The organism is Massilia agilis (assembly GCF_024756255.1).
Lineage (GTDB): Bacteria > Pseudomonadota > Gammaproteobacteria > Burkholderiales > Burkholderiaceae_D > Telluria > Telluria agilis.
Genome location: NZ_JANUHB010000001.1, coordinates 1499407 through 1516446 on the forward strand (window position 1 = coordinate 1499407; position 17040 = coordinate 1516446).

Genomic DNA, 17040 nt, shown 5'->3' on the forward strand with positions numbered 1-17040 from the left:
GGGAACCCATGCTGAGCCTGAATAGCAGGCGGTCTATGGGTTCCCGCCTGCGCGGGAACGACGTTTTGAGGCTGCGGGAACGACGTTGTTGCGGTGCGCAATCTCAAACTTTGTAACGCCCCAACGCCACAGTGTACAATCGCCGAAATTTTCTACTCGCATAACACCATGTCCGCCCCTGACCCCGCCGCCATCAAGGCCTGGCTGCTCGACCTGCAGTCGCGCATCGTCGCGGCCCTCGAAGACGTCGACGGCAAGCCGTTCCTGCGCGATACCTGGGAACGTCCCGAGGGCGGCGGTGGCATCTCGCGCCTGATCGAGGAAGGCAATGTGCTCGAGCGCGGCGGCGTGAACTTTTCGCACGTGACCGGCAAGCACCTGCCGCCGTCGGCCATGGCCGCGCGCCCCGAACTGGCCGGCCGCGCCTGGGAAGCGATGGGCGTGTCGCTCGTGATCCACCCGCGCAACCCGTACGCGCCGACGGTCCACATGAACGTGCGCTTCTTCGAAGCCACGGCCGAGGGCAAGGAGCCGGTGTGGTGGTTCGGCGGCGGCATGGACCTGACCCCGCACTATGGTTTCGAGGAAGACGCGCGCCACTTCCACCAGGTGTGCCACGACGCGCTCGCGCCCTACGGCGACGAGCTGCACGCGCGCTTCAAGAAGTGGTGCGACGAGTACTTCTACATCAAGCACCGAAAGGAGCCGCGCGGCGTGGGCGGCATCTTCTTCGACGACTTCAACGAACTCGGTTTCGACCAGTCGTTCGCGATGGTGAAAAGCGTGGGCGACGGCTTTATCGACGCCTACCTGCCGATCCTCAAGCGCCGCATCGAGACGCCCTACGGCGAGCGCGAGCGCGACTTCCAGGCCTACCGGCGTGGCCGCTACGTCGAGTTCAACCTGGTGTGGGACCGCGGTACGCACTTCGGCCTGCAGTCGGGCGGGCGCACCGAGGCGATCCTGATGTCGATGCCGCCGATCGTGAAATGGCGCTACGACTGGCGCCCCGAGCCGGGCACGCCCGAAGCGAAGCTCTACACCGACTTCCTGGTGCACCGGGACTGGCTGGAAAAGTGAACCGCTGCGTCGCCCTGCTGGGAGGCAGCTTCGACCCAGTACATGCCGGCCACGTCGCGCTGGCCGGGCTGTTCGCGCGGCTGCTGCATCCCGACCAGCTGCGCATCGTACCGGCCGGGCGGCCGTGGCAGAAGTCGAACCTGGAAGCATCCGACGCCGACCGCGTGAAGATGCTGGAGCTGGCGTTCAAGCGGGCCGGCTTTCCGGTCACGATCGACCTGCAGGAGATCGAGCGCAACGGCGCCACCTACACCATCGACACGCTGCGTGCGGTGCGCGCGGAACTGGGGCCACAGGCGTCGATCGTGTTCCTGATGGGCGCCGACCAGCTGCAAAAACTGGACACCTGGCGCGACTGGCGCGCGCTGTTCGAGGTGGCCAACATCGGGGTGGCGGCGCGGCCGGGTTTCGACCTGGCGGTGGACAAGCTGCCGCCGGCGGTGGCGCAGGAACTGGCGGCGCGCCTGGGCCCTCCCGAAGAGCTCCGTGCGGCGCCGCACGGCCGCGTGTGCGTGGCGCACACGCTGGCAGTCGATATCTCGGCCACGCAGGTACGCGCGGCCATTCGCCACGGGAACAACGCGAACGGGCTGGTTGCGCCCGTGGTGTTAGACTATATTCAACAACATAATTTATACAAGAGCTAATGGATATCAAAAAACTGCAAGCGGTTGTCGTTGACGCCCTCGAAGACGTCAAGGGCCAGGACATCGTGATGTTCGACACCACGCACCTGACCAGCCTGTTCGACCGCATCGCCGTCGTCTCGGGCACGTCGAACCGCCAGACCAAGGCGCTGGCCGCATCGGTGCGCGACAAGGTCAAGGAAAACGGCGGCGACGTGGTCGGCCTGGAAGGCGAGGACACCGGCGAGTGGGTGCTGGTGGACCTGGGCGACATGATCGTCCACATCATGCAGCCGGCCATTCGCCAGTACTACCGCCTCGAAGAAATCTGGGGCGAGAAGCCGGTCAAGCTGGGCGCGGCCAAGCGCAAGTCCACCGTCGAAGGCAAGGAAGCAGCCGCACCGAAGAGCAAGTCCAAGCACCTGGCGGCCAACCAGGACGAGCCGGAAGCCAAGCCGGTCAACGAGCGCAAGCCGGCCGCGCGCAAGACCGCTGCCACCAAAACCACGGCAGCCAAAAAGCCGGCCGCGCCCAAGGTCGCCGTCGGCAAGACCGTGAAAGTCGCGCCGTCCAAGACCGCGCAGGCCGAGGTGAAGGCCAAGCGTGCCGCCAAGGCTGCCGCTGCTCCCGCCGACGCCGAACCGGCCAAGAAGGTCATCCGCCGCGTGAAAAAGGCAGCCGAGTAAGCCTCAATGCAGCTCATCATCGCCGCGGTCGGCCACAAGATGCCGGCCTGGATCGAGACTGGCTTTACCGAGTTCACGAAGCGCATGCCGCCCGAGCTGCGCATCGTGCTCAAGGAGATCAAGCCGGTCGAACGTTCCGGCAGCAAGACCGCGGCCACTGCCATGGCGCTCGAGCGCGAACGCATCGAGGCGGCGCTGCCCAAGGGCGCGCGCATCATCGCGCTCGATGAGCGTGGCAAGGACCTCACCAGTGTCGGCCTGTCCAACATGCTGCAGCAGTGGCAGCAGGACGGGCGCGACACCGTTTTCCTGATCGGCGGCGCCGACGGGCTCGACCCCGAGCTCAAGGCGCGGGCCGAAGGCATGATCCGCATTTCGAGCATGACCCTGCCTCACGGGATCGTGCGCGTGATGCTCGCGGAACAGCTTTACCGGGCCTGGTCGATCACCCAGAACCACCCCTATCACCGCGCCTGAGGCAACGCATGCCGTACAAACCCCTGGACAACAAGATCTACCTCGCTTCGAAGAGCCCGCGCCGGCGCGAACTGCTGCGCCAGGTGGGCGTCGATTTCGAACTGCTGTCGCTGCGCAGCGATCCGGCGCGCGGGGTGGACGTGAGCGAGGAAGCGTACCCGAACGAAGACCCGCTCGCCTACGTGGCGCGCGTGGCCAACGAAAAAGGCGCCTTCGCGTGGAACGTGCTGCAGATGCGGCGCCATCCGCTGCGGCCGGTGCTCACGGCCGACACCACGGTCACGATCGACGGCCTGATCCTGGGCAAGCCGGAGAATCACGAGGAAGCGGTCGAGATGCTCGGCCGGCTGTCCGGCCGCACGCACCAGGTGCTGACCTCGGTGGCGGTGCACTACACCGACATGGCCCTGCAAGTGACGCAGGTGTCGGACGTGCGCTTTGCCAAGCTGTCGCCGGACGCGATCAAGGCCTACTGCGCCACGCCCGAGCCCTACGACAAGGCCGGCGGCTACGGCATCCAGGGCCTGGCCGCGCTGTTTGTCGAGCATATCGAAGGCAGCCACTCGGGCATCATGGGGCTGCCGCTGTTCGAGACCGCCAACCTGCTGCGCAAGGCCGGCGTACCCCTGTAGGGTGGGCGGGTCTCCCGCCCACGCGTTCAAAGCGCGTCGGAGTGGCCAACTGAGCGAGTGCGTCCGCGCTGGTTGAACGCGTGGGGTGAGGCTGGGCAGTGCCCAGCCGAACGAGCTGCCCACCCTACGAACCCACGCCCCCATCCCCGCGCCGCCGTGTATGATTACACTCTGAACAATATTGTGAACGGCGCGCTCCATGAACGAAGACATCCTCATCAACATCACCCCGCAGGAAACGCGCGTGGCGCTGGTCCTGCAGGGCGCCGTTCAGGAACTGCACATCGAACGCACGCTCACCCGCGGGCTGACCGGCAACGTCTACCTGGGCAAGGTGGTGCGCGTGCTGCCGGGGATGCAGTCGGCGTTCATCGACATCGGCCTTGAGCGCGCGGCCTTCCTGCACGTGGCCGACATCTGGGAAGCGCGCAACCACGAAAGCCCGAACGCGCAGCCAACGCCCATCGAAAAGCTGCTGTTCGACGGCCAGGTGCTCACCGTCCAGGTGATCAAGGACCCGATCGGCACCAAGGGCGCGCGCCTGTCCACCCAGATTTCGGTGGCCGGCCGCATGCTGGTCTATCTGCCGCAGGACAACCACATCGGCATCAGCCAGAAGATCGAAAAGGAAACCGACCGTGAGGCACTGCGCGTGCGCATGCAGGGCCTGCTGCCGCCGGAGGAAAAAGGCGGCTACATCGTGCGCACGATGGCCGAGGAAGCGTCGGACGCCGACCTGCTGGCCGACATCGACTACCTGCGCAAGACCTGGAACGCGATCCTGCAGGGCGCGCGCACCCGGCCGCCCACCACCCTGCTGTACCAGGACCTGAACCTGGCCCAGCGCGTGCTGCGCGACTTCGTGCACGACGAGACGCTGTCGATCCAGGTGGACTCGCGCGAGAACTACCTCAAGCTGGTCGAGTTCGGCCAGGTGTACACGCCGTCGGTGCTGCCGCGCCTGCAGCACTACACCGGCGAGCGCCCGCTGTTCGACCTGTACGGCGTGGAGGAAGAGATCCAGCGCGCCCTGGGGCGCCGCGTGGACCTGAAGTCCGGCGGCTACCTGATCGTGGACCAGACCGAGGCGATGACCACGATCGACGTGAACACCGGCGGCTTTGTCGGCGGGCGCAATTTCGCGGACACGATCTTCAAGACCAACCTGGAAGCGGCGCACGCGATCGCGCGCCAGCTGCGGCTGCGCAACCTGGGCGGCATCATCATCCTCGACTTCATCGACATGGAAAACAACGAGCACCGCAACGCCGTGCTCGCAGAGCTCAAGAAGGCGCTGTCGCGCGACCGCACCAAGGTGTCGGTCAGCGGCTTCTCGGCGCTGGGACTGGTGGAGATGACGAGGAAGCGCACCCGCGAGTCGCTCGCCCACATCCTGTGCGAGCCCTGCCCCGCCTGCGGCGGCAAGGGCCAGGTCAAGACCTCGCGCACGATCTGCTACGAGATCCTGCGCGAGCTGCTGCGCGAAGCCAAGCAGTTCAACCCGCGCGAGTTCCGCATCGTCGCCTCGCAGGAGGTGATCGACCTGTTCCTGGAAGAGGAGTCGCAGCACCTGGCGATGCTGGGCGACTTCATCGGCAAGCGCATCTCGCTGCAGGTGGAGAAGGGCTACCACCAGGAGCAGTACGACGTGATCCTGATGTGAGCCGATTGATGACGCACCGGCCAAAAATCGGACTGGCACTGGGCAGCGGCTCGGCACGCGGGTGGGCGCACATCGGCATCATCCGCACGCTGGAGCAGGCTGGCATCGTGCCCGACATCGTGTGCGGCACCTCGATCGGGGCGCTGGTGGGCGCGGCCTACGCCGACGGCCAGCTCGACCGGCTGGAACAATGGGTGCGCGGCCTGAAGTGGCAAAGCGTGCTGGGCCTGTTGGACCTGACCATCGACGGCGGCCTGGTCCACGGCGACAAGCTGCTCGACTTCTTCCGTACGCATTTCACCGACAAGGACATCGAGGCGCTGCCCAAGACGTTCGGCGCGGTGACGACGGAATTGGTGACCGGGCGCGAAATCTGGCTGCGCGAAGGCTCGGTCACCGACGCGGTGCGCGCCTCGATCGCCCTGCCCGGCCTGCTCAAGCCGGCGCAGCTGGACGGCAGGCTGATGGTGGACGGCGGCCTGGTCAACCCGGTGCCCGTGTCGCTGTGCCGCGCCATGGGCGCCGACATCGTGATCGCGGTGGACCTGAACTGGGACCTGATGGGGCGCCACAACGAGCGCGCGCAGGGCTGGCGCGCGCTGCCCGCGCCGGGCGCGCTCGAATCGCTGGTCGGCAAGCTGCCGCTGGGCCTGGGACGGCTCAAGAGCGGCCCGGCGACGTCGGCCGCGATGCCCTCGATCTTCGACGTGCTGAGCATCAGCCTGCACATCATGCAGGTACGGATCACCCGCAGCCGGCTGGCCGGCGAGCCGGCCGACCTGCTGATCCGCCCGCGCCTGTCGAACTTTGCGCTGATGGACTACCACCGCGCCGCGGCCGCCATCACCGAGGGCGAGCGCGCCGCCGAGCTGGCCATTCCCGAGCTGCGCGAGCTGGTCGGCGCTGCCTAGATCCGTGCGCGCGGCCGCCGCGAATTTCGCGTAGCATGGCCGCATGAACGCCTCTCCCGACATCCGCATCGACGTGTGGAGCGACTACGTCTGTCCGTTCTGCTACCTTGAACTGCCGGTCATCCGTCGCCTCGAGGCGCGCTTTGCCGACCGGCTGCAGGTGGTGTGGCGCGCGTTCGAGCTGCGGCCCGAACCGAACCCCACGCTCGACCCCAACGGGGAATACCTGAACACCACCTGGGCGCAGTCGGTGTACCCCATGGCGGCCCAGCGCGGCATGCAGCTCAAGCTGCCGCCGGTGCAGCCGCGCAGCCGCAAGGCGCTGGAAGCAGCCCTGTTCGCGGACGCGCACGGCCGCTTCGGCGCCATGCACGAGGCGCTGTTCAGGGCATTTTTCGAAGAGGGCCGCGACATCGGCGAGACCGACGTGCTGTGCGCGATCGCCGCCGACAACGGCCTGGACGCGCAAGCGCTGCGCGACGCGCTTGACCACGAGCGCTACACCGCGCAGGTGCTGGACGACGAGCAGCTGGCACACTCGCTGGGCGTCAGCGGCGTGCCCATCATGCTGCTGCGGACCGGCGACGCTCCCTGGCAGGAGGCCGTGCCGATCCGCGGCGCCATCCCTTACGAAACGCTGGAGCCGGCGATCAGCGAGCTGCTGGAAGGGCTTGCCCGCTGACCGCCCGGCACGGTCACAGCTTGGCCTGCGCCGGCACGAATTCCTCCATCACCGCCTTGCGCAGCAGGGCCGGCGGCACCAGGCCCTGCGCCAGCACGAAGTCGTTGAAGGCCTGGCGGTTGAACTTCTTCCCGAGCGCCACTTCAGCCGCTTGCCGGGTTTCCATCAGCCGCTGGTAGCCGTAGAAGTACGAGGTTGCCTGGCCAGGCGCGCGGAAGGTATAGCGCTGCATTTCCTGCGTCGCCATGCCCTCCGACAGGCCAACGTCCTCCATCAGGAACGACTTCACGCGCGCCGGCGTGATCTGCCCCAGGTTGACCATCGGGTCGAGGAAGGCACGCGCCGCGCGCTGCATACGCGCCTGCAGCGCGAACAGCTGGCCGTCGAGCGGCTCGTACGGCTGCATTTCCGCCTCCGCGTAGAGCGCCCAGCCCTCCACGTTCACGCTGTTGAAGGCGAACAGCGCGCGTGCGGTGGACACGCCGCTTTCCAGCATCTTCGCAAACTGCAGCTCGTGCCCCGGACGCGCCTCGTGCGCGGTGAGCGACCAGGTGCCTGCCTGGTGCGTGAAGTCGTCGAAGGTGAGCGACTTGCCGCTGGCGTCCGGCGCCATGCCGGTGGTCAGGACGAATTCGCCGTACTCGCCCGTATTGCCGAGCAGGCGCGGCGGGTTCATGTGCGGCGCCGGTTGCTGCGCATTTTCGGCAGCGCTGGCCAGGCGGATCACGGCTTTACGCGTGGGCAGGGTCACGATGTGCTGTTCGCGCACCGCGCTTTCGATCTGCGCCAGCCGCTCGGTGTACAGCGGCATCACCTGGTCGGCCGGAATCTGCGCTTTCTTCAGTTCGGCCATGACCGACAGGTAGTCGGACTTGGGCAGGCCGCGCTCACGCGCAATCAGGCCCGCCGTGATGTTCATCTGGTTGCGGATCTCGGCAAACGAAGTCAGTGCCTTGGACATCATCTCCTGCGGGGTGATGTCCACGCCGAAGTTGTGCAGGTTGTCGGCGTAGATCTCGGGCGGCAGCCGGTGGTCCGAGCGGGCGCGCGGCAGGATCTGCGTCTTGACCTGTTCGTTGTACGCGGTCAGTTGCTGCTCCAGCTTCGCAAACACCGGCTCCCAGCCCTTCAGCTCACTCTTGCTGAGCAAATCCTTTATGCCGTTGATCAGCGCCGGGCCATTGTTGATGTCCTGCTCCACTTCCCCCTTGTACGGGCCCAGCAGGTTCTTGTTGGCCTTCAGCCGTTCCTGCAGGCGCTCGTTGGCCAGCTCGGTCACCGGACGGTAGCCTTTCGCCATGCCCGCATATTTTTCCAGGCGCACGAGCAGGGCCTGCTGGCGTGCCTTGGGGATGCGCGGATCGAGCGTGGCCTGCACCACACCGTAGATCATGCCGGTCACGTCGTTGAAGGGCATGAAGTACTTGCGGTTCAGCGTGATCGAGCGCATCTGGTCCTGCGCGCGCGTGACCAGGATATCGAGGTCCTGCAGGACCTTCGGGTCGGTCTCGCCCTTGCGCCGTTTTTCCAGCTCCGCGATGGCGCTTCGCAGATCCTTCATCTGCGCCGCGTACTGGTCATGCGACAGGTCGACGATCTGCTCGTCGAAACCGTCCACGCCGTACTGGCTTGCGTCTTCCGGCGAATACTTGGCGATCACGTTGAGCAGCAGCTTGGCATTGGCATTGCTCTTCGCCACCCAGGCAGGTTCGGCAGCGAAGGCCGGCAGCGCCACGGCAGCCAGGGAAAGCGCGCCGATCAGCGAGCAGATTTTCTTCTTGGGAGAGAACACGGGGATTCCTTTCGGACTGGTCTGTGAAAAGTCCGGGGAAGTATGGAGCTTTCCCGAGGCGGTCGCAACATATGCATGCCGCGCCCCTCCCGCGTGCGTGCCGCTCAGGGCTGCGCTGGCTTGCTCAGCGCGCTGATCTCGGGCGCGCCGAGCACGCGGCTGGCAGCGCCGCGGCGCACCGCATTGAGCATGGCCCGGCCCATCTGCGCGGTGGTGAGGATCTGCGTCGGCAGGGCGGCGCGCAACAGCGGCAGGATCGGCCTGGCCAGCGTGTAGAAGATGCGGTAGGCCGGCGTCTTCGATTTGATGCCGTCGAGCGGCTGGATCATCCCGGGGCGGAAGATGTACACCGACCGGAACGGCAGCGCCAGCAAGGCGTTCTCGGTCTTGCCGCGCACGCGCTCCCACATCACGCTGCTCTTTTCGCTGCTGTCCGCGCCCACGCCGGACACGTACACGAACACCATCTGCGGATTGAGCGCGGCCAGCTTGCGCGCGGCGTTCAGGGTCAGGTCGTAGGTCAGGTGCGTGTACTTCTCTTCGCTCATGCCGGCCGAGCTCACGCCGATGCAGAAGAAGCAGGCGTCGAAACCGGAAAGCTCGTCCTCGATGCCCTCGTAGTTCCACATCTCGGCATGCACCAGCTCGCGCAGCTTCAGGTTGCGCTGGCCGGTCGGCGTGCGGCCGATGGTCTTGACCATGGCAACGTCGGGCGCGGCCAGGCACTCGCGCAGCACGCCCTGGCCGACCATGCCGGTGGCGCCGAAAATCAGTACGTTCACTTCTGCTTCCTTATCCCTGTCGATGGCGGGATATTACACGCGTACGGCACCCGTAGGGTGGGCACATTGTGCCCACGCGTTCAATCAGTGCCTGCGCCGCCTGTACGCGTGGGCGGGAGACCCGCCCACCCTACCGAGCCGAGGGAAAAAACAGCTGCTCGCCATCCGGCTTGAACGAGGCGATGCGCGCCTGCCCTTCCGGCGACGTGATCCAGTCGATCAGCAGCTTCGCGCCCTTGTAGTTGATGCCTTGGTGCTTGCCGGGATTGACCGCGATGATCCCGTACGGGTTGTACATGCGCTTGTCGCCTTCGACCAGGATCGCCAGCCCCGTCTTGGCCTTGTACGCGCCGTAGGTGGCACGGTCGGTCAGCGTGTAGGCCTTCATCTCGGCCGCCATGTTGAGCACCTCGCCCATGCCCAGGCCCGCCGACACGTAGTTCGCGCCCGCCGGCTTGGTGCCGGCTTCCTTCCAGTAGTTCTTCTCCATGACGTCGGTGCCGGAGTTGTCGCCGCGCGAGATGAACTTCGCGTTGGTCGCGGCGATCTGCCTGAACGCGGCGATCACGTCCTTCATGCCCTTGACGTGGGCCGGGTCGGAGGTGGGCCCGGCCACGATGAAGTCGTTGTACATCACGTCGCGCCGGTCGATGCCCCAGCCTTCGGCCACGAACTGGTCTTCCAGCTTGCGCGCGTGGACCAGGCACACGTCCACGTCGCCATTCTTGCCCAGCTCGAGCGCCTTGCCGGTGCCCACCGCAATCACGTTGACCTTGGCGCCGGTCTTGGCCTCGAACGCCGGCAGCAGCCACTTGAGCAGGCCCGAGTTTTCGGTGCTGGTGGTGGTGGACATGCGTATCACGTTCTGCGCCAGCGCGAGCGGGCTCGCAAGGGTGGCGCACAGCAGCAAGGCAAGCAGCTTACGGCGTTTCATCGTGTTCTCCTTTTTGTGGTCGGTATTCGATATGCCCGTCGCGCAGCTTCAGCCGCCGCACGCCGGGCAGCCCAATCAGGTCGCGGTCGTGGCAGGCCATCACCACGGTGGTCCCCGCCTCGAGCAGGGTCGGGATCAGCGCGATCACCTGCTCGCGCGCCGGCCCGTCCAGGTTGGCGGTGGGCTCGTCCAGCAGCAGCACCCGCGGCCGCAGCACCTTGGCGCGCGCCAGCGCCACGCGCTGCTTTTCGCCGCCCGACAGCCGCGCGGGATCGGTGTCACGCGCATGCTCCATGCCGGCCCATTCGATGGCGCGATCGACTGCCTGCGCCAGCGCCGCGCCGTGCATGCCGCGCGCGCGCAAGCCGAACCCAATGTTCTCGGCAACCGAGGTCGAGAACATGATCGGATGCTGGTGCACGTACACGATGTCGCAACGCAGCTCGCGCGGATACGGGTGCAGCCGCAGCAGCTTGCCGTCGAACTCGAAGCTGTCGCAATCGCCCCGTTCCAGCCCCGCCAGAATGCGCAGCAGCGTGCTCTTGCCGGCTCCGTTCACGCCCGTGAGAACGTAGGCACTGGCCGCATCGAGGGTGAGCGTGTCGATGTTGAACAGCTGGCGCTCGCCATAGCGCTTGTGCAGGCCGCGGATAGTCAGCAGCGCGCTCATACCTGGCCCCGTGCCATGTGCGCCTCGCCCTGCAACAGCATCAGCGCGCCGTTCATCAAAAGCGCAATCGCGATCAGCACGATGCCAAGCGCAATCCCCTGCGCGAATTCGCCCTTGCTGGTTTCCAGCGCAATGGCCGTGGTAATGGTGCGCGTCTGGTTTTCGATGTTCCCGCCGACCATGAGCGCGCAGCCGACTTCGGAGATCACGCGGCCGAAGCCGCTAATCACCGCCGCCATCACGCCAAAGCGCACCTCGTACAGCAGCGTGGCCATCACGCGCCAGCGCGAGGCGCCGAGCGTGATCGCGGTCTCCGCATAGCGCGGGTCGGCGGCTTGCACCGCGGCCAGCGAAAAGGCCAGCAGCACCGGCAGCGCGATCACGAACTGGCCCAACACGATGCCGGGCTGCGTGAACAGCCACTGCAGTGGACCGAGCACGCCGTGGCGCGACAGCAGCAGGTAGAGCAGCAGGCCAACCAGCACCGTCGGCAGCGACAGCGCGGCCTGAGCCAGCCAGATGGCGATGCGGCGGCCCGGGAAGCGGTGCATGGCGATGCCGTAGCCGATCGCCACCGCCGGCGGTGTAGCCAGCAGCAGCCCGAGCACGCTGGTTTTCAGCGACACCCAGATGATGTTCCACAGCGCGGCGTCACCGGTGAAGAGCAGCACGAAGGCGCCGAGCGTGGCGTCCAGCAGTCCCATTACGCCAGTCGCGCCGCTGCTTCAAGCAGGTCGGGCTCGAACACCAGCCGCTCGTGCCCGGCCAGCAGCAGAAAGTGCTTGCCGGTGCAGCGCGCCAGCAGCGACATGCCGACCTTTTGCGCCACCATGTGCCCCATCTGCGTGGTGCCCGAGCGCGACAGCAGGAACGGAATGCCCATCTGCGCGCCCTTGATCACCATTTCCGAGGTCAGTCGCCCGGTGGTGTAGAAGACCTTGTCCTCGCCCGCGAGGCCCTCCAGCCACATCAGGCCGGCGATGGCGTCCACCGCGTTGTGGCGGCCCACGTCCTCGATGAAGTACAGGAGCTCGCCGCTGCCTGTAAACAGCGCGCAGCCGTGCACCGAGCCGGCCTGCTTGTACACCGATTGCTGGGTACGGATCGTCTCGACGATGCGGTACACGACCGATTGCGGCAGGCGCGCGTTTGGCGGCAGCGCGATCTGGTCCACCTCGTCCATCAGCCCGCCGAACACCGAGCCCTGCCCGCAACCGGTGGTGACGACCTTTTTCGCGGTGCGTTCCTCGACGTCGGCGATGCCGTGACGGGTGACGACCGCCACCGCATCGACCGACCAGTCCACCTGCACCGACACCACCTCGTCGATCGAACGCACCAGGCGCTGGTTGCGCAGGTAGCCGAGCGTGAGCGCCTCGGGCGCGCCGCCGAGCGTCATCAAGGTGACCAGCTCGCGCTTGTCCACGTACACGGTGAGCGGACGCTCGGCCGGGATCGAGATGGTGGAGCTGCGGCCACGTTCGTCGATCGCCAGCACCTCGTGCGTGAGGGTGGCGCGCGCGTTCGACAGCAGCGGGCGATAGCGTGGTTTCATGTTGTCTATTGTGCCATGCCCTCCAAAACTCGGCCGCCACCGAAGCTGCCCTGCGGTGCGACCTCCCCGCCGCGCCGCGCCCGGATCGCACAATACTTGAATTCGGGAATCTTTCCGTAAGGATCGAGGGCCGGATTGGTCAGCCGGTTGATCGCCGCCTCGTAGTAGCAGAACGGGACGAAGATCGCGCCCACCGGCGAGCTGTCGTCGGCGCGCGCGTACAGCGCCACCTGGCCGCGGCGCGATTCGATGGTGATCACCTCGCCCGGCTTCACGCCCATCTTCTGAAGGTCGAGCGGGTGCACCAGCGCCACCGGATCGGGTTCGAGCGCGTCCAGCACGGCGGTGCGGCGGGTCATGCTGCCGGTGTGCCAGTGCTCGAGCTGGCGGCCGGTAATCAGGACCATCGGGTAGTCGGCATCGGGACGCTCGTTGGCCGGGATGATGTCGGCCGGGACGAAGCGCGCACGGCCGCCTTCGCGCGGGAAGGTCTCGGTGAACACCACGGCCTGGCCGGGGTCGCCCTCGTGCTGGCACGGGTAGGTCACGGCGCCCTCGCGCTCCAGCCGGTCCCAGGTGATGCCGCCGATGCTGTTCATCGTGTGGCGCATCTCGTCGAACACCTCGGACACGTGGCCGTAGCGCCAGTCAAGCCCCATGCGGCACGCCATCTGCTGGATGATCCACAGGTCCTGCTTCGCTTCGCCCGGCGGGTCGATGGCCTGGCGGCCCAGCTGCACCAGCCGGTCGGTGTTGGTGAAGGTGCCGGTCTTCTCCGGGAAGGCGGAGGCGGGCAGGATCACGTCGGCCAGGTAGGCGGTCTCGGTCAGGAAGATGTCCTGCACCACCAGGTGGTCGAGCGCGGCCAGCGCGGCGCGCGCGTGGTTGGCGTCGGGGTCGGACATGGCCGGGTTCTCGCCCATGATGTACATGCCGCGAATCTCGCCGCGGTCGATCGCGTCCATGATCTCGACCACCGTCAGGCCCGGCCTGGGATCGAGCTTGACGCCCCAGGCCTGCTCGAACCGGGCCTGTGCTTGCGGGTTGTCCACGCGCTGGTAGTCCGGGTACATCATCGGGATCAGGCCGGCGTCGGACGCGCCCTGCACGTTGTTCTGGCCGCGCAGCGGGTGCAGGCCGGTGCCGGGACGGCCCACCTGCCCGGTCATCAGCGCCAGCGCGATCAGGCAGCGCGCGTTGTCGGTGCCGTGCACGTGCTGCGACACGCCCATGCCCCACAGGATCATCGACGCCTTCGAGGTCGCGTACAGGCGCGCGACGTAACGGATGGTCTCGGCATCGATGCCGCAGATCGGCGCCATCCGCTCGGGACTGTAGTCCTCGACATTTTTCGCCAGCTCCTCGAAGCCAATGGTGCGGCTGTCGATGAAGTCCTGGTTGACCAGCCCCTCGGTCACGATCACGTGCATCATGGCGTTGAGGAGCGCAACGTCGGTGTCGGGCTTGAACTGCAAGAAGCGGTGCGCGTGCCGCGCAAGCTCGGGCCGGCGCGGATCGCACACGATCAGCTTGGTCCCCGCGCGGATTGCGTTTTTCATCCAGGTGGCTGCAACCGGGTGGTTCACGGTCGGGTTGGCGCCGATGACGATGACCACCTCGGCCTTCGTCACGTCCATCACCGGGTTGGACACGGCGCCCGAGCCGATCCCTTCCAGCAGCGCCGCCACCGACGAGGCGTGGCACAGGCGCGTGCAATGGTCCACGTTGTTGCTGCCAAAGCCGGTGCGCACCAGCTTCTGGAACAGGTAGGCTTCCTCGTTGCTGCCCTTGGCCGAGCCGAAGCCGGCCAGCGCGCGCGGGCTGAGGGTATCGCGGATCTGCTTCAGTTTGCCGCCGGCCAGCGCCAGCGCCTCTTCCCAGGTCGCCTCGCGGAATACCTCGAGCACGCGCTCGGGGTCGATCGCGAAGTCGCCGGTCTTGGGCACGCCCTCGCGCCGGATCAGCGGGCGCGTCAGGCGGTGCGGGTGGTTCGCGTAGTCGAAGCCGAAGCGGCCTTTCACGCACAGGCGGCCGTGGTTGGCCGGACCATCGCGGCCCTCCACATACAGGATCTTGTTGTCCTTGATGTTATAGGTCAGCTGGCAGCCCACCCCGCAGTACGGGCACACCGAATCGACCTGCTTGTCCGGGATGTTCAGCGCGACGCCGCGCGCGGGCATCAGGGCGCCTGTCGGGCAGGCTTGCACGCATTCGCCGCAGGTCACGCAGGTGGAGGCGCCCATCGGGTCGCCCTGGTCGAACACCGGCAGCGCATCCTGGCCGCGGAAGGCGTAGCCGATCACGTCGTTCACCTGCACGTCGCGGCAGGCGCGCACGCAGCGGGTGCACTGGATGCAGGCGTCGAGGTTGACCGCGATCGCGGGATTGGACAGGTCGGGCGCGCTCTGGCGCCTGGTGCGCGCAAAGCGCGATTGGCCAACGCCAAGCTTGTCTGCCCACTCGTCCAGCTCGTTGTGGCGCGTGTACTCGGCCTCGGGCATGTCGGACAGCAGCAGCTCCAGCACCAGCTTTTGCGCGGCCACGGCGCGCGCGCTGTCGGTGGTCACCTTCATGCCTTGCGACGGGTAGCGGCAGCACGATGGCGCGAGCACACGCTCGCCGTCGATCTCCACCATGCACGAGCGGCAGTTGCCCACCGCCGCCATGCCTTCCTTGTAGCACAGGCGCGGGATCTCGACGCCCTCGCGCTGCGCCACCTCGATCAGGGTTTCGTGCTCCAGCGCCTCGACCTCGCGGCCGTTGATCGAAAAGCGTACGGTTCGGTTGATCGCGTTCATGCCAGCTCCTGCGGGAAGTACTTGATGACGCAGTCGAACGGGTTCGGCGCCGCCTGGCCCAGGCCGCAGATCGACGCATCGCGCATCACCTGCGACAGCTCGGCCAGCAAGGCGGTGTCCCAGCGCGGCTGCTCGATGAGCGCGAGCGCCTTGGCAGTACCGGCACGGCACGGCGTGCACTGGCCGCAGGATTCGTCCTTGAAGAAGCGCAGCGTATTGCGCGCCGCGGCCACCGCGCTGTCGCGGTCGGACAGGATCACGACCGCGGCCGAGCCGATGAAGCAGCCATAGGGCTGCAGGGTGTCGAAGTCGAGCGGCACATCGCCCAGCGACGCGGGCAGGATGCCGCCCGAGGCGCCGCCCGGCAGGTAGGCATAGAAGCTGTGCCCCTCCAGCATGCCGCCGCAGTATTCGTCGATCAGTTCGCGCACGCTGATGCCGGCCGGGGCCAGCTTGACGCCCGGCTCGCGCACACGGCCCGATACCGAGAACGAACGCAGGCCGCGCCGCCCGTTGCGGCCGTGGCTGGCGAACCAGTCGGCGCCGTGTTCCAGGATGTCGCGGATCCAGTGCAGCGTCTCGAAATTGTGCTGCAGCGTGGGCCGGCCGAACAGGCCCACCTGGGCCACGTAGGGCGGGCGCAGGCGCGGCATGCCGCGCTTGCCTTCGATCGATTCGATCATCGCCGACTCTTCGCCGCAGATGTAGGCGCCGGCGCCGCGCCGCAACTCGATGCGCGGCATGTTCGCCACCGGCGGGTTTGCTTGCAGCCTGGCGAGCTCTTGTTCCAGCAGCGCGCGGCAGCCGTGGTATTCGTCGCGCAGGTAGATGTAGATGGCCTCGATGCCCACGGCCCAGGCCGCGATCAGCGCGCCTTCGAGGAAGCGGTGCGGATCGCGCTCCAGGTACACGCGGTCCTTGAAGGTGCCCGGCTCGCCCTCGTCGAGATTGATGGCCATGAGGCGCGGGCCCGGCTCGCCGCGCACGATGCGCCACTTGCGCCCGGTCGGAAAGCCGGCGCCGCCCAGGCCGCGCAGGTGCGAGCTTTCCAGGGTGGCGATCACCTGCTCGGGGTCGCGCGCCCCGCCCACGCACGCGCGCAGCATCGCGTAGCCACTCTGTTCCTTGTATTCCTGGTAGCCGATGTAGCCAGCCGGCTGGTGCGTGGTGCTGCCCAGCGCGACGGCCGTGGCGACCGCTTCTTCGGTCGCGTTGGGCACGGGGTTCTGGCCCACCACCGCAGCCGGCGCCTGTTCGCAGCGGCCGATGCAGGGCGCTGCGAGCACGCGCACCTCGCGGCCAAGGATGGCGGGCAGGCGCTCGATCAGCTGCGCCGCCCCCGCCATCTCGCACGACAGGCCGCTGCACACGCGCACCGTCAGCGCCGCTGGCGCGGCCTCGCCCTCGCGGACCACGTCGAAATGGTGGTAGAAGGTGGCCACCTCGTACACCTCGGTCTGCGCCAGGCGCATCTCCTGCGCCAGCGCGGCGATGTGGTGGCTGGCGATGCAGCCGAAGCGGTCCTGGATCTTGTGCAGGTGCTCGATCAGCAGGTCGCGCCGGCGCGCGCCATCGCCCAGCAGTTCGCGCACCTCCTGCAGGGCTTGCGGATCGACCCGGCGGCCACGCGGCGCCTCGCGCTTGCGCTGGCGCGACGGGCCCTGCACGGCGATCGGGATGACGGGGTGGTTCATGTTGACAGTCCCTGATGTGATTCAGATTTCTTTGGTAAGGCAAGGTTCGTTGAACGCG

16 protein-coding genes are annotated in these 17040 nt (G+C 67.2%); 8 read left to right on the forward strand and 8 right to left on the reverse strand.

Going from position 1 to position 17040, the window contains the following annotated elements; translation table 11 throughout:
• The first annotated feature begins 168 nt into the window (after positions 1 to 168).
• From hemF to NX774_RS06795, 8 genes are all read left to right on the forward strand, one after another.
• Positions 169 to 1080, forward strand: coding sequence for an oxygen-dependent coproporphyrinogen oxidase (hemF, locus tag NX774_RS06760; protein WP_258821383.1), 912 nt, complete (start codon positions 169 to 171; stop codon positions 1078 to 1080).
• Positions 1077 to 1727, forward strand: coding sequence for a nicotinate-nucleotide adenylyltransferase (locus NX774_RS06765; RefSeq protein ID WP_258821384.1), 651 nt, complete (start codon positions 1077 to 1079; stop codon positions 1725 to 1727). The genes hemF and NX774_RS06765 overlap by 4 nt, the downstream gene beginning before the upstream one ends.
• A complete protein-coding gene (gene rsfS / locus NX774_RS06770; protein ID WP_258821385.1) occupies positions 1727 to 2392 on the forward strand; it encodes a ribosome silencing factor in 666 nt (221 codons plus the stop codon). The genes NX774_RS06765 and rsfS overlap by 1 nt, the downstream gene beginning before the upstream one ends.
• Before the next feature lie 6 nt (positions 2393 to 2398).
• Complete coding sequence (rlmH, locus tag NX774_RS06775; RefSeq protein ID WP_258821386.1) at positions 2399 to 2869, forward strand: 23S rRNA (pseudouridine(1915)-N(3))-methyltransferase RlmH; 471 nt, start codon at positions 2399 to 2401, stop codon at positions 2867 to 2869.
• Positions 2870 to 2877: 8 nt separating this feature from the next.
• Entirely contained in the window at positions 2878 to 3501 is a 624-nt protein-coding gene (locus tag NX774_RS06780) for a Maf family protein (protein ID WP_258821387.1), read from the forward strand.
• Positions 3502 to 3700: 199 nt separating this feature from the next.
• Positions 3701 to 5164, forward strand: a complete 1464-nt coding sequence (rng, locus tag NX774_RS06785) for a ribonuclease G (protein WP_258821388.1) — start codon at positions 3701 to 3703, stop codon at positions 5162 to 5164.
• Positions 5165 to 5172: 8 nt separating this feature from the next.
• Entirely contained in the window at positions 5173 to 6075 is a 903-nt protein-coding gene (gene rssA, locus NX774_RS06790; RefSeq protein WP_258821389.1) for a patatin-like phospholipase RssA, read from the forward strand.
• 43 nt (positions 6076 to 6118) lie between these two features.
• Complete coding sequence (locus NX774_RS06795) at positions 6119 to 6757, forward strand: DsbA family oxidoreductase (RefSeq protein WP_258821390.1); 639 nt, start codon at positions 6119 to 6121, stop codon at positions 6755 to 6757.
• Positions 6758 to 6770: 13 nt separating this feature from the next.
• Here NX774_RS06795 and NX774_RS06800 read toward each other — a convergent pair whose 3' ends face one another.
• The 8 genes from NX774_RS06800 to NX774_RS06835 all read right to left on the reverse strand — a co-directional run bounded on the left by NX774_RS06800 (position 6771) and on the right by NX774_RS06835 (position 16982).
• A complete protein-coding gene (locus NX774_RS06800) occupies positions 6771 to 8549 on the reverse strand; it encodes a DUF885 domain-containing protein (RefSeq protein WP_258821391.1) in 1779 nt (592 codons plus the stop codon).
• Positions 8550 to 8653: 104 nt separating this feature from the next.
• Positions 8654 to 9331, reverse strand: coding sequence for a Rossmann-fold NAD(P)-binding domain-containing protein (locus NX774_RS06805; protein ID WP_258821392.1), 678 nt, complete (start codon positions 9329 to 9331; stop codon positions 8654 to 8656).
• Positions 9332 to 9461: 130 nt separating this feature from the next.
• On the reverse strand, positions 9462 to 10265 hold the full coding sequence (locus NX774_RS06810) for an ABC transporter substrate-binding protein (protein WP_258821393.1): 804 nt from the start codon (positions 10263 to 10265) through the stop codon (positions 9462 to 9464).
• Positions 10252 to 10935 carry an energy-coupling factor ABC transporter ATP-binding protein gene (locus NX774_RS06815; RefSeq protein ID WP_258821394.1) on the reverse strand — a complete coding sequence of 228 codons (684 nt, stop codon included), beginning with the start codon at positions 10933 to 10935 and terminating at the stop codon, positions 10252 to 10254. The genes NX774_RS06810 and NX774_RS06815 overlap by 14 nt, the downstream gene beginning before the upstream one ends.
• The gene (locus NX774_RS06820) at positions 10932 to 11639 is read right to left on the reverse strand and encodes an ABC transporter permease (RefSeq protein WP_258821395.1); all 708 of its coding nucleotides are present in this window, start codon (positions 11637 to 11639) and stop codon (positions 10932 to 10934) included. Before NX774_RS06820 ends, NX774_RS06815 begins: the two co-directional genes overlap by 4 nt.
• On the reverse strand, positions 11639 to 12490 hold the full coding sequence (locus NX774_RS06825; RefSeq protein WP_258821396.1) for a formate dehydrogenase accessory sulfurtransferase FdhD: 852 nt from the start codon (positions 12488 to 12490) through the stop codon (positions 11639 to 11641). The genes NX774_RS06820 and NX774_RS06825 overlap by 1 nt, the downstream gene beginning before the upstream one ends.
• 5 nt (positions 12491 to 12495) lie before the next feature.
• Positions 12496 to 15288: a formate dehydrogenase subunit alpha gene (gene fdhF, locus NX774_RS06830; RefSeq protein WP_258821397.1), complete on the reverse strand. Its 2793-nt coding sequence runs from the start codon at positions 15286 to 15288 to the stop codon at positions 12496 to 12498.
• Positions 15285 to 16982 carry an NAD(P)H-dependent oxidoreductase subunit E gene (locus tag NX774_RS06835; RefSeq protein WP_258821398.1) on the reverse strand — a complete coding sequence of 566 codons (1698 nt, stop codon included), beginning with the start codon at positions 16980 to 16982 and terminating at the stop codon, positions 15285 to 15287. Before NX774_RS06835 ends, fdhF begins: the two co-directional genes overlap by 4 nt.
• Positions 16983 to 17040: the final 58 nt, after the last annotated feature.

Coding starts and splice junctions, on each gene's coding strand:
- hemF (WP_258821383.1), top strand. CDS start 169: ATGTCCGCCCCTGACCCCGCCGCCATCAAGGCCTGGCTGCTCGACCTG.
- rsfS (WP_258821385.1), top strand. CDS start 1,727: ATGGATATCAAAAAACTGCAAGCGGTTGTCGTTGACGCCCTCGAAGAC.
- rlmH (WP_258821386.1), top strand. CDS start 2,399: ATGCAGCTCATCATCGCCGCGGTCGGCCACAAGATGCCGGCCTGGATC.
- NX774_RS06780 (WP_258821387.1), top strand. CDS start 2,878: ATGCCGTACAAACCCCTGGACAACAAGATCTACCTCGCTTCGAAGAGC.
- rng (WP_258821388.1), top strand. CDS start 3,701: ATGAACGAAGACATCCTCATCAACATCACCCCGCAGGAAACGCGCGTG.
- rssA (WP_258821389.1), top strand. CDS start 5,173: ATGACGCACCGGCCAAAAATCGGACTGGCACTGGGCAGCGGCTCGGCA.
- NX774_RS06795 (WP_258821390.1), top strand. CDS start 6,119: ATGAACGCCTCTCCCGACATCCGCATCGACGTGTGGAGCGACTACGTC.
- NX774_RS06810 (WP_258821393.1), bottom strand. CDS start 10,265: ATGAAACGCCGTAAGCTGCTTGCCTTGCTGCTGTGCGCCACCCTTGCG.
- NX774_RS06815 (WP_258821394.1), bottom strand. CDS start 10,935: ATGAGCGCGCTGCTGACTATCCGCGGCCTGCACAAGCGCTATGGCGAG.
- NX774_RS06820 (WP_258821395.1), bottom strand. CDS start 11,639: ATGGGACTGCTGGACGCCACGCTCGGCGCCTTCGTGCTGCTCTTCACC.
- NX774_RS06825 (WP_258821396.1), bottom strand. CDS start 12,490: ATGAAACCACGCTATCGCCCGCTGCTGTCGAACGCGCGCGCCACCCTC.
- fdhF (WP_258821397.1), bottom strand. CDS start 15,288: ATGAACGCGATCAACCGAACCGTACGCTTTTCGATCAACGGCCGCGAG.
- NX774_RS06835 (WP_258821398.1), bottom strand. CDS start 16,982: ATGAACCACCCCGTCATCCCGATCGCCGTGCAGGGCCCGTCGCGCCAG.